The 23,958-nt window shown below is 62.2% G+C and carries 23 protein-coding genes and 2 pseudogenes; 9 read left to right on the top strand and 16 right to left on the bottom strand.

From position 1 onward, the window contains the following. Nucleotides 1-32: 32 nt before the first annotated feature. Entirely contained in the window at nt 33-1,382 is a 1,350-nt protein-coding gene (locus ACZ5M5_RS22625) for an NCS2 family permease (RefSeq protein WP_060741127.1), read from the bottom strand. Between the two features lie 333 nt (nt 1,383-1,715). Beyond that, nucleotides 1,716-2,153 (bottom strand): MarR family winged helix-turn-helix transcriptional regulator, encoded by a 438-nt coding sequence (locus ACZ5M5_RS22620; RefSeq protein ID WP_103310656.1) that lies wholly within the window; start codon nt 2,151-2,153, stop codon nt 1,716-1,718. 82 nt (nt 2,154-2,235) lie between these two features. Here ACZ5M5_RS22620 and ACZ5M5_RS22615 point away from each other — a divergent pair, with 82 nt between their 5' ends. After that, entirely contained in the window at nt 2,236-3,402 is a 1,167-nt protein-coding gene (locus ACZ5M5_RS22615) for an aminotransferase-like domain-containing protein (protein WP_060741129.1), read from the top strand. Nucleotides 3,403-3,558: 156 nt separating this feature from the next. On the opposite strand, the gene ACZ5M5_RS22610 is transcribed toward ACZ5M5_RS22615, so the two are convergent. The 5 genes from ACZ5M5_RS22610 to ACZ5M5_RS22590 form a co-directional block, all read right to left on the bottom strand. Further along, nucleotides 3,559-3,930 carry a glutathione S-transferase N-terminal domain-containing protein gene (locus ACZ5M5_RS22610; RefSeq protein WP_464739440.1) on the bottom strand — a complete coding sequence of 124 codons (372 nt, stop codon included), beginning with the start codon at nt 3,928-3,930 and terminating at the stop codon, nt 3,559-3,561. A gap of 104 nt (nt 3,931-4,034) precedes the next feature. Continuing rightward, entirely contained in the window at nt 4,035-4,580 is a 546-nt protein-coding gene (folE, locus tag ACZ5M5_RS22605) for a GTP cyclohydrolase I FolE (RefSeq protein WP_003204506.1), read from the bottom strand. A gap of 77 nt (nt 4,581-4,657) precedes the next feature. Then, the gene (locus ACZ5M5_RS22600; protein ID WP_003204497.1) at nt 4,658-5,215 is read right to left on the bottom strand and encodes a Smr/MutS family protein; all 558 of its coding nucleotides are present in this window, start codon (nt 5,213-5,215) and stop codon (nt 4,658-4,660) included. A 73-nt stretch (nt 5,216-5,288) separates the two neighbouring features. Then, nucleotides 5,289-5,609 carry a hypothetical protein gene (locus tag ACZ5M5_RS22595; RefSeq protein ID WP_060741130.1) on the bottom strand — a complete coding sequence of 107 codons (321 nt, stop codon included), beginning with the start codon at nt 5,607-5,609 and terminating at the stop codon, nt 5,289-5,291. A gap of 130 nt (nt 5,610-5,739) precedes the next feature. Continuing rightward, entirely contained in the window at nt 5,740-6,330 is a 591-nt protein-coding gene (locus tag ACZ5M5_RS22590; protein WP_060741131.1) for a cysteine hydrolase family protein, read from the bottom strand. Between the two features lie 254 nt (nt 6,331-6,584). Between ACZ5M5_RS22590 and prmB the strand changes: the two genes are divergently transcribed. Then, the gene (gene prmB / locus ACZ5M5_RS22585) at nt 6,585-7,493 is read left to right on the top strand and encodes a 50S ribosomal protein L3 N(5)-glutamine methyltransferase (protein WP_060741132.1); all 909 of its coding nucleotides are present in this window, start codon (nt 6,585-6,587) and stop codon (nt 7,491-7,493) included. Nucleotides 7,494-7,632: 139 nt separating this feature from the next. On the opposite strand, the gene ACZ5M5_RS22580 is transcribed toward prmB, so the two are convergent. Both ACZ5M5_RS22580 and ACZ5M5_RS22575 read right to left on the bottom strand, forming a co-directional pair. After that, entirely contained in the window at nt 7,633-8,421 is a 789-nt protein-coding gene (locus ACZ5M5_RS22580; RefSeq protein ID WP_060741133.1) for a hypothetical protein, read from the bottom strand. Nucleotides 8,422-8,527: 106 nt separating this feature from the next. After that, nucleotides 8,528-9,493, bottom strand: coding sequence for an alpha/beta hydrolase (locus ACZ5M5_RS22575; RefSeq protein WP_060741134.1), 966 nt, complete (start codon nt 9,491-9,493; stop codon nt 8,528-8,530). 143 nt (nt 9,494-9,636) lie between these two features. Here ACZ5M5_RS22575 and aroC point away from each other — a divergent pair, with 143 nt between their 5' ends. From aroC to ACZ5M5_RS22560, 3 genes and pseudogenes are all read left to right on the top strand, one after another. After that, a complete protein-coding gene (gene aroC, locus ACZ5M5_RS22570; RefSeq protein ID WP_060741135.1) occupies nt 9,637-10,728 on the top strand; it encodes a chorismate synthase in 1,092 nt (363 codons plus the stop codon). A 34-nt stretch (nt 10,729-10,762) separates the two neighbouring features. Then, nucleotides 10,763-11,908 carry an MFS transporter gene (locus ACZ5M5_RS22565; RefSeq protein WP_103310660.1) on the top strand — a complete coding sequence of 382 codons (1,146 nt, stop codon included), beginning with the start codon at nt 10,763-10,765 and terminating at the stop codon, nt 11,906-11,908. A 34-nt stretch (nt 11,909-11,942) separates the two neighbouring features. Further along, nucleotides 11,943-12,486: pseudogene (locus tag ACZ5M5_RS22560) on the top strand (1,2-dihydroxy-3-keto-5-methylthiopentene dioxygenase). Nucleotides 12,487-12,644: 158 nt separating this feature from the next. Here ACZ5M5_RS22560 and ACZ5M5_RS22555 read toward each other — a convergent pair. Further along, nucleotides 12,645-12,923 carry a DUF3509 domain-containing protein gene (locus ACZ5M5_RS22555; protein WP_003204481.1) on the bottom strand — a complete coding sequence of 93 codons (279 nt, stop codon included), beginning with the start codon at nt 12,921-12,923 and terminating at the stop codon, nt 12,645-12,647. A gap of 356 nt (nt 12,924-13,279) precedes the next feature. On the opposite strand from ACZ5M5_RS22555, the pseudogene ACZ5M5_RS22550 reads away from it, so the two are divergent. The 4 genes and pseudogenes from ACZ5M5_RS22550 (at nt 13,280) to ACZ5M5_RS22535 (ending at nt 16,743) form a co-directional block, all read left to right on the top strand. Beyond that, nucleotides 13,280-15,105 (top strand): annotated as a pseudogene (locus tag ACZ5M5_RS22550) (long-chain-acyl-CoA synthetase). 94 nt (nt 15,106-15,199) lie between these two features. Then, a complete protein-coding gene (locus ACZ5M5_RS22545; protein ID WP_060741139.1) occupies nt 15,200-15,718 on the top strand; it encodes an ankyrin repeat domain-containing protein in 519 nt (172 codons plus the stop codon). Between the two features lie 231 nt (nt 15,719-15,949). Beyond that, a complete protein-coding gene (locus ACZ5M5_RS22540) occupies nt 15,950-16,480 on the top strand; it encodes a hypothetical protein (protein WP_103310666.1) in 531 nt (176 codons plus the stop codon). Between the two features lie 71 nt (nt 16,481-16,551). After that, nucleotides 16,552-16,743, top strand: coding sequence for a PLDc N-terminal domain-containing protein (locus tag ACZ5M5_RS22535; RefSeq protein ID WP_003204476.1), 192 nt, complete (start codon nt 16,552-16,554; stop codon nt 16,741-16,743). 59 nt (nt 16,744-16,802) lie between these two features. On the opposite strand, the gene ACZ5M5_RS22530 is transcribed toward ACZ5M5_RS22535, so the two are convergent. From ACZ5M5_RS22530 to ACZ5M5_RS22505, 6 genes are all read right to left on the bottom strand, one after another. Further along, nucleotides 16,803-18,005 (bottom strand): MFS transporter, encoded by a 1,203-nt coding sequence (locus ACZ5M5_RS22530; RefSeq protein WP_092170958.1) that lies wholly within the window; start codon nt 18,003-18,005, stop codon nt 16,803-16,805. A gap of 249 nt (nt 18,006-18,254) precedes the next feature. Further along, nucleotides 18,255-19,253 carry a sulfate ABC transporter substrate-binding protein gene (locus tag ACZ5M5_RS22525; protein WP_060741142.1) on the bottom strand — a complete coding sequence of 333 codons (999 nt, stop codon included), beginning with the start codon at nt 19,251-19,253 and terminating at the stop codon, nt 18,255-18,257. Nucleotides 19,254-19,351: 98 nt separating this feature from the next. Beyond that, nucleotides 19,352-20,176 (bottom strand): ion transporter, encoded by an 825-nt coding sequence (locus tag ACZ5M5_RS22520; RefSeq protein WP_060741143.1) that lies wholly within the window; start codon nt 20,174-20,176, stop codon nt 19,352-19,354. 20 nt (nt 20,177-20,196) lie between these two features. Further along, nucleotides 20,197-21,096: an urea transporter gene (locus tag ACZ5M5_RS22515; protein WP_464738012.1), complete on the bottom strand. Its 900-nt coding sequence runs from the start codon at nt 21,094-21,096 to the stop codon at nt 20,197-20,199. A 115-nt stretch (nt 21,097-21,211) separates the two neighbouring features. After that, entirely contained in the window at nt 21,212-22,627 is a 1,416-nt protein-coding gene (pyk, locus tag ACZ5M5_RS22510) for a pyruvate kinase (protein WP_103311273.1), read from the bottom strand. Beyond that, on the bottom strand, nt 22,617-23,897 hold the full coding sequence (locus ACZ5M5_RS22505; protein ID WP_060741146.1) for a glycerate kinase type-2 family protein: 1,281 nt from the start codon (nt 23,895-23,897) through the stop codon (nt 22,617-22,619). The genes pyk and ACZ5M5_RS22505 overlap by 11 nt, the downstream gene beginning before the upstream one ends. Nucleotides 23,898-23,958: the final 61 nt, after the last annotated feature.

Raw genomic sequence — 23,958 nt, 5'->3', positions numbered from 1 at the left:
CAAGGGGTGAGGCAGGGTGGATACGGTATCGCTTACAAGAAGATGAACTTGGCGATGAAGATCGCGCAGAGCACCCACAGGCTGACGGAAATTTCCTTGTGTTTACCGGTGCCGGCCTTGAGCACCACATAGGTGATGAACCCCAGGGCGATACCGTCGGCGACCGAGAACGTCAGGGGCATCATGATGGCCGTGACGATGGCCGGAATGCTGTCGGTCGGTTCGTCCCATTCGATATGGGCCATGCCGCCCATCATCAGCATGGCCACGTAGATCAACGCCCCGGCCGTGGCATAGGCCGGGATCATCCCGGCCAGCGGTGCGAAGAACATGGCGGCAATAAATAGCACACCGACGGTCACGGCGGTAAGCCCCGTGCGGCCACCAGCGGCCACACCGGCGGCACTTTCCACGTAGCTGGTCACCGGCGGCACACCGACCATGGCGCCGAATACGCTGGAGGCGCTGTCGGCTTTCAAGGCGCGGGACAGGTTCTCGATCTTGCCATCGGCTTTCACCAGCCCGGCGCGCTGGGCAACGCCCATCAAGGTGCCAGCGGTGTCGAACATGTGCACGAACAGGAAGGCCAGCACCACGCTGATCATGCTGACATTGAACACCCCGGCCACGTCCATCGCCATCCAGGTCGGGGCCAGGCTGGGTGGGGTCGACATGACGCCGTTGTACTGCACCAACCCCAGGCCCCAACCGGCCAGGGTCACGGCGATGATGCTGATCAGGATCGCCCCGAACACGCGGTGATAACTGAGCACGGCGATCATCAGGAAGCACACCGCAGCCAACAGCGGACCGGGCTCACGCAACGAACCGAGCTTGATCAGGGTCGCGGGGCTGTCGACGATGATCCCGGCGGTTTTCAGGCCGATCAGCCCGAGGAACAACCCGACCCCCGCACCCATGGCGAACCGCAGGCTCACGGGAATGCTGTTGAGCAGCCACTCGCGCACCCGTGACAGGGTCAGGATCATGAACAGCACACCGGAAATGAACACCGCGCCCAACGCGGTTTCCCAGTTGTAGCCCATGGTCCCGACCACGGTGTAGGTGAAGAAGGCGTTCAGGCCCATGCCCGGTGCCAGGCCCACTGGCCAGTTGGCGTACAGGCCCATCAACAGGCAGCCCAGGGCGGCGGCGATGCAGGTGGCGACGAACGCGGCACCGTGATCGATGCCGGCGTCGGCCATGATGTTGGGGTTGACGAAGATGATGTAGGCCATGGTGATGAAGGTCGTCAGGCCGGCAATCAGCTCGGTCTTCACCGTGGTGCCATGCAAGCTGAGTTTGAAGAGGCGTTCCAGCCAGCCACTGCGTAGTGGCGGCGAGAGGTCCAGCGTCCGGGCTTCGGGTTTGCGGCTTTCCACAGCGAGTACTCCTCAAGAGTCTTATTGTTATTTCCAGCACCGCAAACGCCCTGGGGTGGCTGCGATGCGCTGAGGCAGGTAAGGCTGGCGAAGTATGTTGACCTGTTGGTCAGGAACTCGCACGAAGCGAATTATGCTTTTGTATACAAATAATGCAAATAATGTTTTCTGTATTGTCGACGAAATGTCTGGCGATAGGGATATATCGCCCTTGCGGGCGCTATCGCGAGCGAGCTCGCTCCCACAGGGTTCATGGGTGAAGCCAAGTCTTGTTTTCACCACCGTCCCACTGTGGGAGCGAGCTTGCTCGCGATAGCGTCGGATCAGACGCCTTCAGTCGCCAGACTTGCCCAGGGCCAGGTTCACCGCCAACCATCCATTCACCGCCGCCTCCCCAGCCTCGGCAAACACCCGCTCCAGCAATTTCACCTGCTCACGCCGCAACGCCTGTTCGAACCGCTCGCCCTCGGCCGTCAGTTCCAACAGCCGCTTACGCTTGTCAGTCTCGGACGCGACGCTGTTCACCAGGTGCATTTCCATCAACTGCCGCAACGGCATGTTCAGCGCCTGCTTGCTCACCCCGAGCCGCGCCAGCAATTCCTTCACGCTCAAGGACGGGTAGCGGGCGATGAAAAAAACGATGCGCTGGTGCACCCGACTCAACCCACGACGTTCGAGCATTTCATCGGCCTTGGCGGTGAACGCCTGGTAACCGAAGAAAAACGCTTCCATGGCCATTTGTTGGGAAGTCGGGTTTTTAAGGTCAATCATATTGACGTATCCAGAGAGGTCGGAGTAATTTCAGTCAATCAGTTTGACTCATTTTTCCAGCGACCCGCTACAGGTGACCCCCATGGCTTTTTCCGAACGTGTCTCGCGCCTCAAAAGTTCTTTGATTCGAGAAATCCTCGCGGCGGCGCAGCGCCCTGAAGTGATGTCGTTCGCCGGCGGCCTGCCGGCCGAAGCCATGCTGCCGAAGGTGGAATGGGCGGCCATGCCGTTATCCATGGGCCAGTACGGCATGAGCGAAGGCGAACCGGCCCTGCGCGAAGCCCTGGCGGCCCAGGCGCGGGGGTTGGGTGTGGCCTGTGAGGCGAGTCAGGTGTTGGTGGTCAGCGGCTCCCAGCAAACCCTCGACCTGGCGGCCAAGCTGCACATCGACGTGGGCACTGAAGTGATGCTCGAAGCGCCGACCTACCTGGCGGCGTTGCAGATCTTCCAACTGTTCGGTGCCGACTGCATCACCGTGCCCCTGGAGGCCGACGGCCCCGACCTGCACCAGTTGCGGGCCCGCCTGGAGCAGCATCGGCCAGCGTTCATCTACCTGATTCCGACGTTCCAGAACCCCTCGGCGGTGCGCTACAGCGAAGCCAAGCGCGATGCCGTGGCGGCGCTGCTGGACGAGTTTGGCGTCACCCTGATCGAGGACGAACCCTACCGCGAGCTGACGTTCGATGGCGGCAGTGCCACGCCGATCGTCAGTCGCTTGAAGAAGGCCAGTTGGATCTATACCGGTACCGTGTCGAAAACCCTGTTGCCGGGACTACGAGTAGGCTACCTGATCGCCAGCCCGGATTTGTTCCCGCACCTGCTGCGGCTCAAGCAGTCGGCAGACCTGCACACCAATCGCATCGGTCAGTGGCAGGCGCTGCAATGGATCGGTACCGAGCAGTACCGCAGCCATTTGAGTGAATTGAGGGATTTCTACCGGGACCGTCGCGACCGGTTCCAGGCGGCGTTGCAAAAGCATTTCTCTGATATCGCGGACTGGAACGTGCCCCAGGGCGGGTTGTTTTTCTGGCTGACCCTCAGGCAACCGCTGGACACCCGCACCTTGCTCGCCGCCGCGCTGGCGGCCGACGTTGCGTTCATGCCGGGGGAGCCGTTCTTCCCGGAGCCGGACCAGCATCCGGGGCACTTGCGCTTGAACTTCAGCCACATCGACCCGGCGCGGCTGGATGAAGGGCTCAAGCGGTTGGCGGGGGTGGTGCGGGAGGCGTTGGCTGCAAAAGCGGCTTGATATCAGGGGGCTTTGTGGTGGCTGTCCGGGCCCCATCGCGAGCAAGCTCGGCTCCCACAGGGGGCCGGTGTTGATTGAAAATCTGCAATCATCCACACATCCTCTGTGGGAGCCGAGCTTGCTCGCGATGAGGCCAGTAGTCACAGTAGAAAATGCTCAGGCTGCAGAGAACCGCTTATCCAGATACTCAATGATCGCCTTGGATTCATACATCCAGGTGCTCTCGCCATTTTCTTCAATACGCAGGCACGGCACTTTGATCTTGCCGCCTTGTTCCAGCAGCGCCTGGCGATCCTGCGCGTTGTTTTTCGCATCGCGCAGGGCCACCGGCACATTGAGGCGGCGCAAGGTGCGGCGGGTCTTCACGCAGAACGGGCAGGCGTGGAATTGATACAGCGTCAGGCTGCGGGCGGCCTGGTCGACCTGCGCCTGGGCCTCGGCCGGGCGTTGTTTCTTGCCGGGGCGGGTGATGAAGTCGATGAGGATGATGAGCTGGCCCAAGCCAACTCGAAGCGCTTTGACGATCACGGTATTCAGCCTCGCGGCAGGGAAGAAGAGGGCGCGCAGCTTACCTGATTTTTCACCGGCGAAAAAAAACCGGCGATGCATGCCGGTTTTCTTCTTGCGACGGGTTACTTGATGAGGCTGAGGAATTCGCTGCGAGTGGCGGCGTTTTCCCGGAACTCGCCGAGCATCACCGAAGTGATCATCGAAGAGTTCTGCTTTTCCACACCGCGCATCATCATGCACATGTGCTTGGCCTCGATCACCACCGCCACACCCAGGGCACCGGTCACTTGCTGGACCGCGTCGGCGATCTGGCGGCTGAGGTTTTCCTGGATTTGCAGGCGCCGCGCATACATGTCGACGATGCGTGCGACTTTCGACAACCCCAGCACCTTGCCGCTCGGGATGTAGGCCACGTGGGCCTTGCCGATGAAAGGCAGCAGGTGGTGTTCGCACAACGAGTACAACTCGATGTCCTTGACCAGCACCATCTCGCTGTTATCGGAGCTGAACAAGGCACCGTTGGTGACTTCTTCCAGCGTTTGTTCATAACCGCGGCAGAGGTACTGCATGGCCTTGGCAGCGCGCTTGGGCGTATCGAGCAGGCCCTCGCGGGAAACGTCCTCGCCCAGTTGGCCGAGAATCGCGGTGTAATTCTGTTCCAGAGACATGAAGCTACCTGTGGGATTTTTCGCAAAGGGCAAGGGTACGGTGGCGGACACGGCGCTGCAAGCTCGGCAAGCGAAGGCTATTCGTCGCGACCTTCCATCATGGTGCGCTTGAGCATCACGTAGACCGCCCCGGCGCCACCGTGTTTCGCCTGGCAGGAGGTGAAGCCCAGCACTTGCGGGTGCTGGCGCAACCAGGTGTTGACGTGGCTCTTGATCATCGGTCGCTTGCCATCCAGGCGTACGGCTTTGCCATGGGTGACGCGCACGCAGCGGATTTCGAATTTAGTGGCTTCGGCCAGGAACGCCCAAAGGGTTTCGCGGGCCTTTTCGACGCTCATGCCGTGCAGGTCGAGGCTGCCTTCGAAGGGGATCTGGCCGACCTTCAGCTTGCGCATCTGGCTTTCCTGGACACCGTCGCGCGCCCACATCAACTCATCTTCCGGCCCGACGTCGATCACGAACTGATCGGACAGTCCGTCCACGGTCGTGGCGTCGGTGCGCACGGTGGCGGCCTGGCGCAGCTTGGCGATTTGCGCGCGATCGGCCTTGGGCTTGCCGGTCTCGGCACGGTCGTGCTTGATCGGTTTTACGCCCTGGATCGCACTTTTGAACAGGGAAAAGTCGTCGTCTTGCATGTCAGCCTCCGCGAAGCCGACCAGTTTACCCAACTCTGGCGGGATCAGGCGCGACAAAACGTCGGGTGGCGGATCAGTCGTGCTTTTTCATCAGGTGTGGAGCCATGGCCAGCTCCAGGGATTGGCGGGCGCGACGGCGGCAGCGGCGCCAGAGCCAGACGCCCAACAGCAATACGACAAGGCCGGCTGCCAGGATGATCGCCGAACCCAGTGGGGTGGCATTCAACTCGCCCAGTGCGGGTGGACGGCCCAGCAGGCTGGCCGCACCGGCCATGGCCAGCAGGACACCGAGTGTTGCCAGGAGCGCAGCGATCGCCGCGCCAAAACGAAAACGCCAGTTGCTCGGGCCTTTGGGCCGCAAGCGACGTGCGTCAAAACCATCGGATAACTTCATTCCGACCTTCCTCAATGGGTATCGGCCCTTCGACCGGAAGATATTCGGGTTGTTCCTGAAGGTAGGGCAATTGCGGCAAATGAGAGGCTTTTGCGGATGAGCGGCAGGACGGGCCGCTCATCGAGGCGCATCAGGTGAAGTCGCGGGTCAAGGCCAGGGTGGCGAAGTTGTCGGCCATGATCGCCATTTCGGTCTGCTGCACGTGTTCGGCGCTGAGGACTCCACCCTTGTAAGGCAGGTCGCGGGTGGCGCAGGCGTCTTCCACCAGGGTGCAGCGAAAGCCCAGGTTCTTGGCGGCGCGCACGGTGGTGCTGACACTGGAGTGGCTCATGAACCCACACACGATCAGGTCCAGGGGGCCGAAATCTTCCAGGCGCTTTTTCAGTTCGGTGCCGTGGAAGGCGCTGGGTAGCAACTTTTCGACCACGGTTTCGTCGCCCTGGGGTTCGAGGCCGGAAATGAATTCCCCGCGTTCGCCTTGTGGATCGAACAGCCCGCCATGGGTGCCCAGGTGGCGCACATGCACGATCGGGCGACCGGCTGCACGGGCCGCGCCGAGCAGTTGCTTGATGTTCGCGACGGCTGCATCCATGCCGCTCAGGGCCAGGGGCCCTGCGAGGTATTCCTTCTGGGCATCGATGATGATCAAGGTCGCTTGACTCAGATTGGCCGCTGCATAACCACGGCCGCTGAGTTGAAACATCGTTTTTGGAACGGACATTCTGGGGCTCCTTCGAGTGGGGCTTTTGCGACATTCTCCTCTGGCTGAGCGGTTCTGTGAATCGCTTCCATCGCAAGGGCCGCCGTTGCTGGCCTACAGCCTTGTCAAGATGCTCGTCCTGTTCAATAGATGGTGCAAAAAACGGATAAATCCTACGATTGGTCCGGCGCTTTTCGTTCGTCAACAAGGCGCGTTTGGGTGGGGCCGCGTTTGGCTGGTAGACTCGCCCGTCGATTTTTCTGGAGTTTGCCGCCGTGATCACTTCCCGTCTCCGTACCCTGCGCGACCATATCCGTTGGGCCGTCAGCCGTTTCCATGGGGAGGATCTGTTTTTCGGCCATGGCACCGACAATGCGTGGGACGAAGCCCGGCAACTGGTGTTGGGCGCGTTGCACCTGCCGTGGGAAATTGCCGATAGCTACCTGGACTGCCGTCTTGAAGACGAAGAGTTGGTCCATGTGCAACGTCTGCTGCGTCGGCGTATTGCCGAGCGCATCCCGGCGGCTTACCTGTTGGGTGAGGCCTGGTTCTGTGGAATGTCGTTCATCGTCGATGAACGTGTGCTCATTCCACGCTCGCCCATCGGCGAGCTGATCGAAAAGCGTTTCGAGCCTTGGCTGGGCCAGGCGCCGGCACGGATTCTCGACCTGTGCACCGGTTCCGGCTGCATCGGCATTGCCTGCGCCTATGAATTCCCGGAGGCCGAGGTGGTGCTGGCCGACCTGTCGTTCGAAGCACTGGAAGTGGCCAACCAGAACATCGAGCGCCATGGCGTCGATGAGCGCGTGTTCACCGTCCAGGGCGATGGTTTCGACGGTTTGCCGGGGCAGCGTTTCGACCTGATCGTGTCGAACCCACCCTACGTCGATGCAGAGGACTTCGCTGACATGCCGCAGGAATACCAGCACGAACCGGAGCTGGGCCTGGCCTGTGGCGATGATGGCTTGAACCTGGTTCGCCGGATGCTGGCCGAGGCGGCCGATCATCTGACCGAGAAGGGATTGTTGATTGTCGAGGTCGGCAACAGCCAGGTGCACGTCGAGGCGCTGTACCCGGAAGTCGATTTCGCCTGGCTCGACTTCGAGCGCGGCGGCCATGGCGTGTTCATGCTCAGCGCCGAGCAGTGCCGCCAGCACCAGGGGTTGTTCGCTTCGCGGGTTTGATCCCTCTTATCCATCCGGATACACCCCTGTGGGAGCGAGCTTGCTCGCGATGGTGTCGGATCAGCCACATTGCAGTTGACTGATCCATCGCTATCGCGAGCGAGCTCGCTCCCACAGGGTTACTCATGCGCTATTGAGTTCAATGGCGCGTCGCAATCCAGATCAGCAACCCCGCCTGGAACATGGCAAAGGCCACCAGGCAGGTGATGGTGAAGCGTAGGCCGGCGTCTTCGCGCTTGAACTTGGTGACCTTTTCTTCCTGCTGCTTGAGTTTGACTTCCTGTTCCGCCAGGTTCTGCTCGGCTTGTTGCAGCATCTGCGCGGCTTCGAGGATGGTCACGAACTGCAGCTTCTCGGTGTTCCAGTCCCCGACCAAATCGCCAACCTGGGCCGGCTTGATGCTGCCCTTGAGGTGCTGGGCGTCGGCGTAGGCCACCTCGAAACCCTGGGCCTTGAGAAAGCGGTCGCGGCGCAGGCGAGTGTCTTCGTTCAGGGCGTCCTTGTTATCCAGGTCGGAGCCCTCGACCCGGTAGGCCGACCAGCGTTTCTTGGCCCAGGTAATCCCTTGGGCCGCGAGGAAACGGCCGATGCCACGATTCAACGGCTCGATCTGCAGGTTTTCCGGCGAAAAGAACAGGCGTTTTTCGACGTGGTCGGCCCAGACATCCAGGTGATTCTGTTCCTTGCGCACCCGCTGGTTCGGCAGCTGGATGCTCATGCGCAGCAGGCTGCGTTCCTTGCTGTGGCGCTCGACATAGCTGAACTCGACAAACCGCAGCGGCCGCACACCGGTGGCGCGGTCGGTCTTGAGCGGCGCCAGGCGGAGCATTTTGTGATGCTCGGTATGCACGTCGGCCCACGGCAGCTCCACCGCAGACGAGGCGGGGGCTTCGGCAGCGGTGTCGGGGGAAGCTTGAGTTTCAGTCATAACGGCAAAATCCTGTCCAGGCCGGCGGGTCGGTAGCCATTGCGCTATCCGACACCGGGTTATCGGCTGTTTTTGCCAGTACTGAAGCTAAATCGACTAAAACCGCCTAACGCGCGGCTAACGAGTCAATAAAACGCAAAATCCGCGTACCCAGTTCGGCCGCCAAGGGCAGGTTGGGGTCCTTGTAGGAGGCCAGTTGCCGTTTCACGTCGTTGGGCACGATGCGCATCACGTGGTTCATGCCCTCGATCAGCGCCAGTTCAGCGTCGGGCTTGGCGGCTTTCAACTGCCGGGCATCATCGGCACCGACCTGGATATCGTTGCTGCCCTGAATGATCAAGGCTGGCATCTGCAACGCGGCGAAGGCCCGGGCCGGGTCCTGGCGGAACAGCGAGATCAGGTAGGGTTGTACGCTGGGGCGGAAAATGACCTGCAGTTGCGCCGGCACGTTGCTGTCGAGCCGACCGGCCTTGAGGCTGTCGAGCAGCTCATTGCTGCGCAGCATCAACGGCGGCGGCAGGCGGTTGCTCAGTTGTTGGCGCAATACCTGGTCGATCGGCCGGGCACTGCCGGACAGCGAAATCACCGCTGCCGCGTTGGCCTGGGGCGCGGCGAGGCTGGCGATCAACGCGCCTTCACTGTGGCCCAGCAAAATCAACGGGCCCAGGCGTGGATCGGCGGCGAGCTTGTGGCTCCAGGCCACGGCATCGGCCACATAGGCCTCGACGCTCAGGTTGCGCTCGTCCGGGGTCGCCGCGAGGCTGGCGGCCACACCACGTTTGTCATAGCGCACGCTGGCGATGTTGTGCCTGGCCAGCACCCAGGCCAGGCGCTTGAGGCTGTCGTTGCGCCCGCCCTCGGGGTTGTTGCCGTCGCGATCCGTAGGACCGGACCCGGAAATGATCAGGACAACCGGCACCGGCGTGTCGGACTTGGGCAGCAACAACGAGCCGAAAAGCTCACCGCTGCCGGTGTCGAGGCTGATGGGGCGTTGTAGCACCGTGGCCTGGGCCAGGCAGGAAAACAGGCCGGTAAACAAGGTAAGGCTTAGGGCAAGCAGCTTTAACATCATCACGCCATTAGTTGCGAAGGTGCCGGTTGGACTGGTGGCCGCCGATAAGGTTCGAGGATGAACTACGCGGGGAGCCTGCGTATACTGGCGCCCACTACGAATCCAAGGTTGAGTCTCTCAGCGTTTTTCACGGAGCACCCTGCATGTCCGGCAATACCTACGGCAAGCTGTTCACTGTCACCACCGCGGGCGAAAGCCATGGCCCGGCGTTGGTCGCCATTGTCGACGGCTGCCCGCCGGGGCTGGAGATTTCCCTGGACGACCTGCAGCGTGACCTGGACCGCCGCAAACCCGGTACCAGCCGCCATACCACCCAGCGCCAGGAAGCCGATGAAGTCGAAATCCTCTCCGGGGTGTTCGAAGGGCGCACCACCGGCTGCGCCATCGGCCTGCTGATCCGCAACACCGACCAGAAGTCCAAGGACTACTCGGCCATCAAGGACCTGTTCCGCCCAGCCCACGCCGACTACACCTACCACCACAAATACGGCGAGCGCGACTACCGCGGCGGCGGCCGCAGCTCGGCCCGGGAAACCGCCATGCGCGTGGCGGCCGGGGCGATCGCCAAGAAGTACCTGGCCAGCCAGGGCATCGTCATCCGTGGCTACATGAGCCAGTTGGGCCCCATCGAAATCCCGTTCAAGACCTGGGATTCGGTAGAGCAGAACGCTTTTTTCTGCCCCGACCCGGACAAGGTGCCGGAGCTCGAGGCCTACATGGACCAACTGCGCCGGGATCAGGATTCGGTCGGCGCGAAGATCACCGTGGTGGCCGAAGGGGTGATGCCGGGCCTGGGCGAGCCGATCTTCGACCGCCTCGACGCCGAGCTGGCCCACGCGCTGATGAGCATCAACGCGGTGAAAGGCGTGGAGATCGGCGCCGGTTTCGCCTGTGTCGCCCAGCGGGGCACCGAGCACCGTGACGAACTGACCCCGGATGGTTTCCTCAGCAACAATGCCGGCGGTATCCTCGGCGGCATTTCCTCGGGTCAGCCGATCGTGGCGCACCTGGCCTTGAAACCGACGTCCAGCATCACCACGCCGGGCCGCTCGATCGACATCCATGGCAACCCTGTCGATGTGATCACCAAGGGCCGTCATGACCCGTGCGTCGGCATCCGGGCCACGCCCATCGCCGAGGCGATGATGGCCATCGTGCTGATGGATCACTTGCTGCGTCATCGCGGCCAGAACGCCGACGTCCGCGTCAGCACCCCGGTGCTGGGGCAACTTTGATGGCCGGCCTGCCAGCCGCCGTGGCCTGACGACCATGGCGGCACTGCCGTACTGGCGGCTCTCCAGCTTCTATCTGTTCTATTTCGCCCTGCTCGGTTCGACGGCGCCGTTCCTGGCACTGTATTTCGATCACTTGGGCTTCAACGCGGCGCGCATCGGTGAGCTGGTGGCGATCCCGATGTTGATGCGCTGCGTGGCGCCGAACATCTGGGGCTGGCTGGGGGATTACACCGGCCGACGCCTGGCGATCGTGCGGTTCGGCGCGATCTGCACGCTGCTGACCTTCTCGCTGATCTTCATCGATAAAAGCTATGCCTGGCTGGCGATGGTCATGGCGCTGCATGCGTTCTTCTGGCATGCGGTGTTGCCGCAGTTCGAAGTCATCACCCTGGCCCACTTGAGCGGGCAGGCCTCGCGCTACAGCCAGATCCGCTTGTGGGGCTCCATCGGTTTCATCATCACCGTGGTCGTGCTCGGCCGCTTGTTCGAATGGCTGAGCCTGGACATCTACCCGGTGGCGCTGGTGTTGATCATGGCCGGCATCGTCCTTGCCAGCTTCTGGGTGCCCAACGCCCAGCCCTTGCAGGGGGCGCGAGTCGCGGGGGAGGGCTTCCTGCGGCAACTGCGCAACCCTGGCGTGCTGGCGTTCTACACCTGCGTGGGCTTGATGCAGGTGAGCCACGGGCCGTATTACACCTTCCTGACGCTGCACCTCGAACGCCTGGGCTACAGTCGTGGCTTGATCGGGCTGCTCTGGGCGGTCGGTGTGGTGGCGGAAGTGTTGGTCTTCCTGCTGATGAGCCGGATCCTGGCGCGGTTTTCCGTGCGCCGGGTACTGCTGGCGAGTTTCCTGCTGGCGGCGTTGCGCTGGCTGTTGCTGGGCTCGCTGGCCGAGTTCCTCTGGGTGTTGTTGTTCGCCCAGGTGCTGCATGCGGCGACCTTCGGCAGCTTTCACGCCGCGGCTATCCATTTCGTGCAACGCAGCTTCGGTCCTCGCCAGCAAGGCCAGGGGCAGGCGCTGTATGCCGCGCTGGCCGGTACGGGCGGGGCCTTGGGCGCGTTGTACTCCGGCTACAGCTGGAACGCCCTGGGCGCCAGTTGGACGTTCAGCCTCGCCAGCCTCGCCGCCTTCGCGGCAGCCGTTATCATTGCGACACGCATGCAAGAGGACCGGCCATGAGCCTTCGAACCATTAATTTGCTGGAGCCATTGTCATGAGCAGCCTGTCCGTTTATCACGTCTCGAGCCCTGACATTCCGAACAAGGTGTTGACCCATTTCGAGGACATTGCCGCGACCCTGGCGGAACAAGGTGTTCGCTTCGATCGCTGGGAAGCGGCGGCGAAAATTCAGCCGGGGCCAGTGAGGAGGACATCATCGCGGCTTACCAGGCTCAGATCGATGCGTTGATGACTGAGCGCGGTTACGTTGCGGTCGATGTGGTCAGCGTGAGCAGCGATCACACCGAACAGGTCGAGCCGCAGGCCGAGTGGCTTGATGAATATCGCCATGGCCAGGACGAGGTACGGTTTTTCGTCAGTGGTCGAGGGTTGTTTAACCTGCACCTTGGCGATTATGTCTATGCGGTGCTGTGTGAAAGGAATGATTTGATAACGGTGCCTGCCGGTACGCCGCATTGGTTTGACAAGGGGGAACGGCCGCATTTTGTTTCGATCCGTTTGTCTGGTGATTCCCGGGGGTGGCTGCTGAGTTCACCGGCGATGATATCGCTCGCCGGTTTCCTCGCCTGGAAGACTGACCTGCGTTCAAAAGTGAGCGGCCGTTACCGTCGAACGGAGATGTCCGCCCATCGCCCGGAACACGGCGGGCTTTTTCAAGACGCAAAAAAACGGCGCTTCCCATTTCTGAAAGAAGCGCCGTTTTCCCAGTCAACAGCGACGCGAGTTTCCGGCAGACTCAAGCGCTATGGTAAGTCGGCAGCGCAAACCGATGCTGACTCTGCAGCAGCGTGATCTGGGGCAACTCGCTGGCTTGTTCGGCCAAGTCGCGACGGATCGCGCTGATCGCCCAGGACAACTGATCCCCCGCGTGCAATTGAGCGTAGGAAATCGTGCGTTTGAACAGCTTGCCGTCGCTATTGCGCAAGGTCAGCAGAATGCCGCCATCCGGGCGGGGCTGGGTGGTCACTTCGTAGTTGGAAAACAGGGATGCAAACTTTTCTTGAATCATGTTCATAGTTGACTGCTCCATGGTGTGGCAAACCGTGGAGGGATGGTTGCACTGTCTGTGCCAGCATTTAGCATTTAAAAAAGTACTTTAAAAACAACGTTTTATGTTTTTGCTCTGTTTTCGCTTTCGTGCATCTTGCATGAACGGCCATCGTGCATCCTGCATTTTGCGTGGTCGGGCAACGATATTTGGAACCAAATCGTTTTCCGGCGCTCACGCTTCGCCTGCCTCGGGCAGCAGATACAAAACATTGCAAAAACCGCATGTACAGCGCCGCGACCGCCAGCGTACTTTCGAGCCAAAATCACCGCCAGCCCGATAACAAGAACCGAGACCCACGAGGTCGAACGGGGAAGATCACCATGAGTCGTACACCCAGCGACGCCATTACCTGGGGCATGATGCTGCGCAAGCTGCCAGCCATCGCCAGAGCCGTTCCCCGGATCGTCAAGGGCAGGAAGCTGGCCAATGTCCTGGACCCGACCCAACCTTGTGGCCTGGGCTGGTGTTTCGAACAGGCCACCCGACGCAATCCCCAGGGCCCGGCGCTGCTGTGTGGCGATACGGTGTTGAGTTATGCACAGGTCAACGGGCAGGCCAATCGCATCGCCCATTACCTGTTGGCCCAAGGCATCGGCAAGGGCGACTGTGTGGCGATATTCGTCGAGAACCGGCCGCAGTTGCTGATCAGCGTGCTGGCGATGGCCAAGGTCGGCGCGGTCAGTGCCATGCTCAACACCTCGCAAACCGGCGATGCGCTGGTGCACAGCCTGGCCCTGGTCAACCCGATCGCGGTGCTGGTCGGGGATGAGCGGGTCGCGGCGTTCAACGATGTGCGAGCGCGCACCGCACTGCCGAGCGACAGGACCTGGTGGCTGGCGGATCAGGATGGCGTCGATGTGCCGTCTGGTTTCGTCGACCTGATGGCCGGTTGCGAGGCTTACCCGGACGATAACCCGGCGTGCAGCCGGGAGGTTTTCTGCAACGATCCGTGTTTTTACCTCTACACCTCGGGCACCACCGGGCTGCCCAAGGCCGGGGTGTTTCGCCATGGTCGCTGGATGCGCACCTCCACCAGCTTCGGCCTGATCGCCCTGGACATGCAGCCAGACGATGTCGTCTATTGCACCTTGCCGCTGTACCACGCCACCGGCCTGTGCGTGTGTTGGGGGCGGCGATTTGTGGCGCGTCAGGGTTTGCGATTCGACGCAAGTTCAGCGCCAGCCAGTTCTGGAGCGACGTACGCCGTTACCGGGCGACCACACTGGGGTATGTCGGTGAGTTGTGCCGCTACCTGGTCGACCAACCCGTCGTTGCCGATGACCGCCACCACGGTGCGAAGAAAATGATCGGCAACGGCCTGCGGCCCGGGGCCTGGTCGGCCTTCAAGACGCGTTTCGGCATCGATCACATCTGCGAGCTGTATGCGGCCAGCGATGGCAATATCGGTTTCACCAACATCCTGAATTTCGACAACACCGTCGGGTTCTCCCTGATGGGCTGGGAATTGGTGCAGTACGACCATGCCAGCGGCCTGCCGTTGCGCAACCTGCAAGGCCGCATGCAAAAAGTGCCCAAGGGCCAACCGGGCCTGCTGTTGGCGCGGATCGACGAGAAGGCGCCACTGGACGGCTACACCGAGCAAGCCTTGACCGAAAAAACCATCTGCCGGGATGTCTTCGTGCCCGGCGACCGCTATTTCAACACCGGAGACCTGCTGCGCAACATCGGCTTCGGGCATGGGCAGTTCGTCGATCGCCTCGGCGACACCTATCGCTGGAAAGGCGAAAACGTCTCCACCACGGAAGTCGAAAACGTCTTGCTGCAACACCCGCAGGTGGCTGAGGCGGTGGCTTATGGCGTGGAGATCAATGGCACCAATGGCCGTGCCGGCATGGCGGCGATCACCCCGGCCGAATCCCTGGCGACCCTGGACTTCAGCGAGCTGCTGCAATTCTTGCAATGCAAGTTGCCCGCCTATGCCGTGCCGCTGTTCCTGCGCATCAAGGTGAAGATGGACACCACCGGCACCTTCAAGTACCAGAAGACGCGCCTCAAGGCTGAAGGGTTCGACCCGTGCGTCGCAGGGGATGAGCCGGTCTATGCCTGGTTGCCGGGTACCGATACGTACGTGCGGGTGGACCGGCAACTCGCGGTGCGGATCCAGGGCGGACAATTGCGTTATTGATTCTGGCTATGGCGGGCACAGTGAAAAAAGGGATGACAGCGCCCGGGTCCCTCGGGAAACTAGCCGCTTTGCGAAGACCCGAGTGGAGTTTCCCATGTCCGATACAAGCCGCCAGATGACCCCGGAAGAGGCTGCCGAGTTTGCCGAGCAGGTGTTCAACGTCGCACGCCAGGGCGACGCGGCCATGATGGCCGCGCTCCTGAGCAAGGGCCTGCCGCCCAACCTGCGCAATCACAAGGGCGACACCCTGTTGATGCTGGCCGCTTACCACGGGCATGTGGAAACGGTGAAAGTGCTGCTGGAGCACAAGGCCGATCCGGAAATCCGCAACGACAACGGCCAGAGCCCGATTGCCGGCGCGGCGTTCAAGGGCGACCTGGCAGTGGTCTCGGCGTTGGTGGACGGCGGCGCCCAAGTGGAAGGCGCGTCCTTCGATGGCCGTACCGCCTTGATGATGGCGGCGATGTTCAACCGGGTGGAAATCGTCGACTACCTGATCGGCAAAGGCGCCGACCCGAAAGCCAAGGACGCCAACGGCGTCTCGGCCCTCGATGCCGCCAGGACCATGGGCGCGGTAGACACCACGGCGCAGTTGGAAAAGATGTTGGGCTGAAAGGTCCGAGCAGATCCCGACGGCTTTTGTGGCGAGGGAGCTTGCTCCCGCTGGGCTGCGCAGCAGCCCAAAATCCAGCCACCGCAACCTGTCAGGTTTACCGCTGTTTAGCGGGTTTACGACTGCTTCGCAGTCGAGCGGGAACAAGCTCCCTCGCCACGCCTGACTCGACCGATGTGATGCGCTATCCTGCCCGCCCTCAAGACACCCTTCGCCACAGGATTCACCCCCATGAAAGCCGCCCTCATCGAACTCATCGGTAAAATCAGCTCCGGCTGCCTCGGCGAGGCGGACATCGCGAAAATCGCTGACGAAGCGGCCCAGGCCTACGCCGATCCGACGGCTTTCCTGGCCGCCAACCCCGATATCAACTACGACGACACATTCCCGATCCCGTTGGGTGAGTGGGTGGTGGTGGGCAGCCTGCCGGACACCGTGCTGTTCCAGGCCGACACCTACGTGGACCTGTTCGAACAGATCGTCGCTTCGTTCGGCCCTGGCGTAGCGTTCAATCTCAAGCCCAAGCAGCTGGCGAAAACCGAAGCCCTGACCGCGCTCAACCGCATCCAGATCCAGATGAGCAGCCTGAACAAGGAAAACGGCGGCTACGTGCTGATGAACTTCAGCCAGTTGCTCGACGATGAATTGCAAATGGTGCTGGTGTACGGCAACGACATGCCGCGGGTGCTGGAACTGTGTACCGAAGTCGGCATCGCCGCCGCGCCGGCCTTGGAAGCTCTCAAGGTCGCGGTCCACGTCTGAAGCAATAAAACGGAACCCTTGCCAGGGGCCCGCTATCCTAAGGGTGCCTATCACCATTTGGGAGCGACACCATGGGTTCCACCTTCAACGGCCTGGTCGGCCTGATTATCCTGGCGCTCGATATCTGGGCGATCATCAATGTACTCAAGAGTGGCGCGGAAACCGGGATGAAAATTCTCTGGGTGCTGCTGATCCTGCTGCTGCCGGTCCTGGGCCTGATCATCTGGGCGATTGCCGGGCCGCGTGGCAACGTGCGGATTTGACCGCTCCATGAAAATGCCCGGTCGCCTCGAGCGACCGGGCATTTTTTATGGGTGGGGTTTCAGGCCGTGGCCAGGGACGGCTTGCGCGAGGCACTCAAGAAGCGCAGCAAGGCCAACAGCGGAAAGGCGCTGCCGACGATCACCACCCACAACCAGCCGCCGTGCTCGTACACGGCACTGGCAATCGATGAGCCGAAGGCGCCGCCGACGAAGATGCTGGTCATGTACAGCGCATTCAGCCGGCTGCGACTCTTGGCGTCGAGGGCGTAGATGGTGCGCTGGCCCAGGACCATGTTCATCTGCACGCAGAAGTCCAGGACCACGCCGGTCACCGCCAGGCCGATCACGCTGTAGAGCGGATGGATGAACGCCGGCAGGAAACTCAGGCTGGCGAACAGCATCGCCAGCAGCGAGGCGTTGCGGGTATGGCCGGCATCCGCCAGGCGACCGGCGATGGGCGCGGCGATGGCACCGATGGCGCCGACCAGGGCGAACAGGGCGATTTCAGTCTGGGACAGGCCGTGGTTGCGTGACAGTTCCAGCGGCACGGCGGTCCAGAACAGGCTGAACGTGGCGAACATGCAGGCTTGGTAGAACGCCCGTTGGCGCAACAGCGGTTGTTGGCGCAGCAGGGTGCCGAGCGAACCCAGCAGTTGGCCATAAGAGGCGCTATGGTCGGGCTGGCGCTTGGGCACGGTCAGCGCCAGGACGATGCTGATCGCGGCCATCAACGCGGCAGCGATGATGAACATGGCCCGCCAGCCGAAGTGATCGGCCACGACGCTGGAGACCGGCCGCGCCAGCAGGATCCCGAGCAGCAGGCCGCCCATGATCCCACCCACGACCCGCCCCCGGGACTCCTCTGGTGCCAGGTGCGCGGCCAGAGGAATCAGGACTTGCACCGACACCGAACTGAACCCCACCAGCAGCGAGACCAGCAGGAACACATTCGGCTGGTCAGTGAACGCCGCCCCCAACAGGCTGGCAATCGCCACCAGCGTGGTGAGAATCATCAATCGACGGTTTTCCAGCAAGTCACCCAACGGCACCAGGAAAAACAGGCCCAGGGCATAACCGATCTGGGTCAGCGAGACGATCAGGCTGGCCATGGTGCTGCTCAGGCCGACATCGGGTGCGATCAGTTCGATGATGGGTTGGGCGTAGTAGATGTTGGCGACAATGGCGCCGCAGCAGAAGGCGAAGAGCAGGACCATGCCGCGGGTCAGGGTGCTGCCGGGCGAGGTGGGTGAATGAGCACTCATGGCAATCTCATCGATCAATTGAAAGGATGGCGTGAGGCTAAAGACTTGCAGGGCTCAGGAACAGGCTTTGCGGCTGATATCAGACATGCCGGGGATTAATGGTAACGATCAGATCCTGTGGGAGCGAGCTTGCTCGCGATAGCGGCTTCATTCCAACATCATTGATGCAGAACAGACCGTTATCGCGAGCAAGCTCGCTCCCACAGGTTTGGACTTGGCTGACAGCCTGGCTTTGAGGCGAGTCGAGCCTTACTGGCCGCTATAGATCTGGTCGAAAATCCCGCCATCATTGAAGTGAGTCTTCTGCACCGTGCGCCAGTCGCCGAAGGTTTTTTCCACGGACAGGAAGTCCACTTTCGGGAAGCGGTCGGTGTATTTGGCCAGTACTGCCGGGTCCCGTGGGCGCAGGTAGTTGGCGGCGGCGATTTCCTGGCCTTCGGGCGACCACAGGTACTTGAGGTAGGCCTCTGCCGCTTCGCGGGAGCCTTTCTTCTCGACGACTTTGTCGACCACGCTGACCGGTGGCTCGGCTTCGGCGGAAACGCTTGGGTAGATCACTTCGAACTGGTCGCGGCCGAACTCGCGGGCGATCATTTCCGCCTCGTTTTCAAAGGTCACCAGCACGTCGCCGATCTGGTTGGTCATGAAGGTGGTCGTCGCGGCGCGACCGCCAGTGTCCAGGACCGGCGCCTGCTTGAACAATTTGCCGACGAAGGCCTTGGCCTTGTTCTCGTCACCGCCATTTTTCAGCACGTAACCCCAGGCCGACAGGTAGGTGTAGCGACCGTTGCCGGAGGTTTTCGGGTTGGGCACGATCACCTGCACGCCATCCTTGAGCAGGTCGGGCCAGTCCTTCAGTGCTTTGGGGTTACCTTTGCGCACGATGAATACCGTGGCCGAGGTGAACGGCGCGCTGTTGTTCGGCAGGCGGGTGACCCAGTTCTCGGGCACCAGCTTGCCATTGTCCGCCAGGGCGTTGATGTCGGTGGCCATGTTCATGGTGATGACATCCGCCGGCAGCCCGTCGATCACCGAGCGCGCCTGCTTGCTGGAGCCGCCGAACGACATTTGCACGGTGATGTTTTCGTTGTGCTCGGCCTGCCAGTGCTTCTGGAAGGCTGTGTTGTAGTCCTTGTAGAAGTCGCGCATGACGTCGTAGGAAACGTTAAGCAGGGTCGGGGCGGCGTGGGCCAGGCTGCCGAAGGTCAGGCCAACGGCGAGAAGGGAGGCGCCAAAGAAGTTCTTCACTTATACGAATTCCTTTTTATTTGAACGGGGATTCCGGGCAATTAGCCAGCACACTAGCTGCATGCCTATAGACCTTCAAGCATCAAAAAGTGCTTTGCTTATTCCAATTTCTTAAACAGTGCATTGCCACAACGGGAGCAGAAAGCGGCGCCGTGTTCGTGGTTGTTTTTGCTGCACACCGGGCAATCGTGCTTGAGCTGGTCACCGCGCATGGCCGTGGCCAGTTCAGCCGTGAAAATACCCGTTGGCACGGCGATGATCGAGTAACCGGTGATCATCACCAGGGACGACACCACTTGGCCCAGGGGTGTCTTGGGCACGATGTCGCCGAAGCCTACGGTGGTCAGTGTCACGATAGCCCAATAGATACCCTTGGGGATGCTGGTGAAACCGTGCTCGGGGCCTTCGATGACGTACATCAGCGTGCCGAAGACGGTCACCAGGGTCGAGACGCTGACCAGGAACACGATGATTTTCTGCTTGCTCCCGCGCAGCGCCGCCATCAGGTAGTTGGCTTGCTTGAGGTAAGGGCTGAGCTTGAGCACGCGGAAAATCCGCAGCATGCGGATGATCCGAATGATCAACAGGTATTGGGCATCGCTGTAGTACAGCGCCAGGATCCCCGGCACGATCGCCAGAAGATCCACCAGGCCGTAGAAACTGAAGGCATAGCGCAGCGGCTTGGGCGAGCAGTACAGGCGCAGGCCGTATTCGACGATGAAGATGAACGTGAAGCCCCACTCGATAGCCGCCAGCAGGGCCGCATAGTGCTTGTGCACGCTGTCGATGCTGTCGAGCATCACGATCACCAGGCTGGCGAGGATGATCAACAGCAGGGTGCTGTCGAAGCGCCGGCCGGCCACGGTGTCGGTCTGGAAAATGATCACGTAGAGGCGTTCACGCCAGTTGTCGCTGCTTTGCATAATCTTCGCCTGAACCGGAATCAGCGAAGCCTAGGGGGATTGCCCCGTACAGCGCAAGGCGCGATGTCGAGGCTGGCCTGACACCACGCCCGGCCGGTGGCCTGGATCAGCCAGCAGGCGAGGATGAACGGTGCTGTCAGGGGAGGCAGGCCGAGGGCGTTAAAGCCTGGCGTGAGCATGATTGCCAGGACGATGCCCATCAGCGGCAGCCATGGGCGGCGCTGTTGGCTGAGGGCCAGCGCCACCAACACCGGGTTATAGCCGCCCAGCCCGGACAGGGCGGATGCGTTTTCATACTGCGAGAGGGTGAAGGCCAGGCCGACGGCGGAAGCGAACAATGCCCAAGCGCCGGCGCGCCGGTTGGCCAGCAGCAGACCGGCGGCGATCAGCGCACCGGCCGCAGGGTGGCCGAGAAACATGACCTGGCCCAGTCCGCTCAGAAGCGCGGCCAGCAGGTTGGGCAGGGTCATTTCAATCGAGGTGGCGGCGGGCTGCGGCAGGGTGAAACCCATCAGCAGCCAAGCCAGCCCGACAAAGGGCGCGGTGTAGGCCGGCAGGCAACGAGGGCCTCGGGTGTGCTTGAGCCATTGCTGGGTCAGCATCGCGCTGAGGCCACCCGCGGCGATGATCAACGGTGGCAACAGGACGGACCAGGGCAACGCCAGGCTCAGCAGCAGGCCCAGCAGGATGCCGTTGTAGCTGAACAGCCCGGCTTGCCGGTCGGCCTTGGTGTAACCGCGTTGCTGGGCCGTCAACAACCCGGCCACACCGCCGAGCAACGCGCCGCCGAACAGGGCGGGCGCCGTGAGCAGAATCGCCAACAGGCACAGCAGGCCGCACAGCGGATGGCGCTGGAGAAAGACTTGGCTGAAGCCGTTGAGCAGGGCGGTGGCCCAGTCGGGGCAGTGGGTGTTGGGCATGGTAGGTGTGTGTCAGAGGGACCGAGTCGACTTCATCGCGAGCAAGCTCGCTCCCACAAGGGCACCGCAGCCCCCTGTGGGAGCGAGCTTGCTCGCGATGAGGCCAGTACAGACGCTAGATCAACGTCTCGATGCGCAGCGAATTGGTCGACCCCGGCTGCCCGAACGGTACGCCCGCGGTGATCAGCAAGGTATCGCCACGCTGGGCCATGCCTTGGGCCTGGGCGATTTCCAGGGCGGTGGAACAGACTTCGTCCACCTGCTTCAACCGATCATTGACCACCGAATGCACGCCCCAGGCCACCGTCAGGCGGCGGGCGGCCTGCAGGTTCGGCGTGAGGTTGAGGATCGGCACCGTCGGCCGTTCCCGCGCCGCGCGCAGGCTGGAGCTGCCTGATTCGCTGTAGTTCACCAGCACCGCCACCGGCAGGATGCTGCTGATGCGCCGGATCGCGCAGCTGATGGCATCCGACACCGTGGCCTCGGCTTTCGCTCGGCTGACGTCCAGTTGCGCCTGGTAGTCGGGACCGTTTTCCACCTGGCGGATGATCTTGCTCATCATTTGCACGGCTTCAAGGGGGTAATCCCCTGAAGCGGTTTCCGCCGACAGCATCACCGCATCAGCCCCCTCGGCCACGGCGTTGGCAACGTCAGTGACTTCGGCGCGGGTGGGCGCCGGGGAAAAGCGCATCGACTCGAGCATCTGGGTGGCCACCACCACCGGTTTGCCCAGGGCGCGGCAGGTGCCAATGATGTTTTTCTGAATCTGCGGCACGCTTTCGGCCGGGACTTCGACCCCCAGGTCGCCGCGGGCGACCATGATCGCGTCGCTCAATTCGGCGATTTCCCGCAGTTGGGCCACCGCCGACGGTTTCTCGATCTTCGCCATCAGGAACGCCTTGTTGCCGATCAGCGCGCGAGCCTCGCGGATGTCCTCGGGCCGCTGCACGAACGACAACGCTACCCAGTCCACGCCCAGCTCCAGGCCGAAACTCAAGTCGCGCCGGTCCTTGGCGGTCAACGGGCTCAGGTCGAGCACGGCCTGGGGCACGTTCACGCCTTTGCGGTCCGACAGCTCGCCGCCGTTGAGCACTTCGGTGTCGATGGCGTCGCGGTGCCTGGCGGTCACGCGCAGGCGCAACTTGCCGTCGTCCAGCAGCAGGTCCATGCCGGGCTCCAGGGCCGCGATGATTTCCGGATGGGGCAGGTTGACCCGGCGTTGATCACCCGGCGTCGGGTCCAGGTCCAGGCGCAGGGCCTGGCCCCGTTGCAGCAGGACCTTGCCGTCTGCGAACTGGCCAACCCGCAGCTTCGGGCCTTGCAGGTCCATCAGGATGCCCAGGGGGTAATTGAGCTGCTGCTCGACGTCACGAATCCACTGGTAGCGCTGGGCGTGGTCGGCATGGTCGCCGTGGCTGAAGTTCAGGCGGAATATGTTCACGCCGGCCTGTACCAGCTCGCGGATGTCATCGATGCCTCGGGTGGCGGGGCCGAGGGTCGCGAGGATCTTGACCTTTTTATCAGGCGTCATGTTTGGGGTTCTCGAGGATCAGGATGGCGCGAAAGTCGTTGACGTTGGTGCGGGTCGGTTCGGTGACGATCAGCGCATCCAGGGCGGCGAAGTAGCCGTAGCCATTGTTGTTATCCAACTCGTCGCTGGCGCACAGGCCCAGTTCGGCAGCGCGGCGATAGCTGTCCGGGGTCATGAGGGCGCCGGCGTTGTCTTCGGAACCGTCGATGCCGTCGGTGTCGCCAGCCAGTGCATAAATGCCGGGATGGCCCTTGAGGCTGTCGGTCAGGCTCAGCAGGAATTCGGCATTGCGCCCGCCACGGCCATCGCCGCGCACGGTGACGGTGGTTTCGCCGCCGGAGAGAATCACGCACGGCGCCGCCAGCGGCTGGCCGTGCAGGGCGATTTGCCGGGCAATGCCGGCGTGGACTTTCGCCACCTCCCGGGATTCGCCTTCCAGGTCGCCGAGGATCAACGGGCTGAAACCGGCTTGGCGAGCCTTCACCGCTGCGGCTTCCAGGGATTGCTGGGGACGGGCGATCAATTGGAAGTGGCTGCAGGCCAGGCTCGGGTCGCCGGGCTTGACGGTTTCCGACGCAGGGCTGTGCAGCCAGTCGCGCACCGATGCCGGCACATCGATGCGGTAGCGCTGGAGAATCGCCAGGGCTTCGGCCGATGTACTGGGGTCGGCCACCGTGGGGCCGGATGCGATGACCGTGGCCAGGTCGCCCGGCACATCGGAAATCGCGTAGGTGTACACCGTCGCCGGCCAGCAGGCCTTGCCCAGGCGCCCGCCCTTGATTGCCGAGAGGTGCTTGCGCACGCAATTCATCTCGCCGATGGTCGCACCGGACTTGAGCAAGGCTTTGTTGATCGATTGCTTGTCGGCCAGGGTGATGCCTTCGGCTGGCAAGGCGAGCAGGGCGGAGCCGCCGCCGGACAAGAGAAAGATCACCCGGTCGTCTTCGCTGAGATTGCTCACCAGCTCCAGGACTCGCTGGGCCACGGCCAGGCCCGCGGCGTCAGGCACCGGGTGGGCGGCTTCCACCACTTCTATTTTCTGGCAGGGCGCGCCATGGCCGTAGCGGGTTACCACCAGGCCGGACACTTCACCCTGCCAGCAGCGCTCGACCACTTGCGCCATGGCCGCCGCGGCCTTGCCGGCGCCAATGACGATCACTCGGCCGCTGCGGTCGCTGGGCAGGTAGTGCTCAAGGACGTGGTGCGGATGGGCCGCATCGATGGCTGTGGCAAACAGCTCGCGCAGCAGTTGTTGCGGATCGACCGACATGGCGGGCTCCCGGTTTTTATTATTAGTGTTGATGCGAACCCTGTGGGAGCGAGCTTGCTCG

The sequence above is a fragment of the Pseudomonas sp. Van50 genome, assembly GCF_055390755.1.
This window is presented reverse-complemented; position numbering and strand designations above follow the sequence as displayed.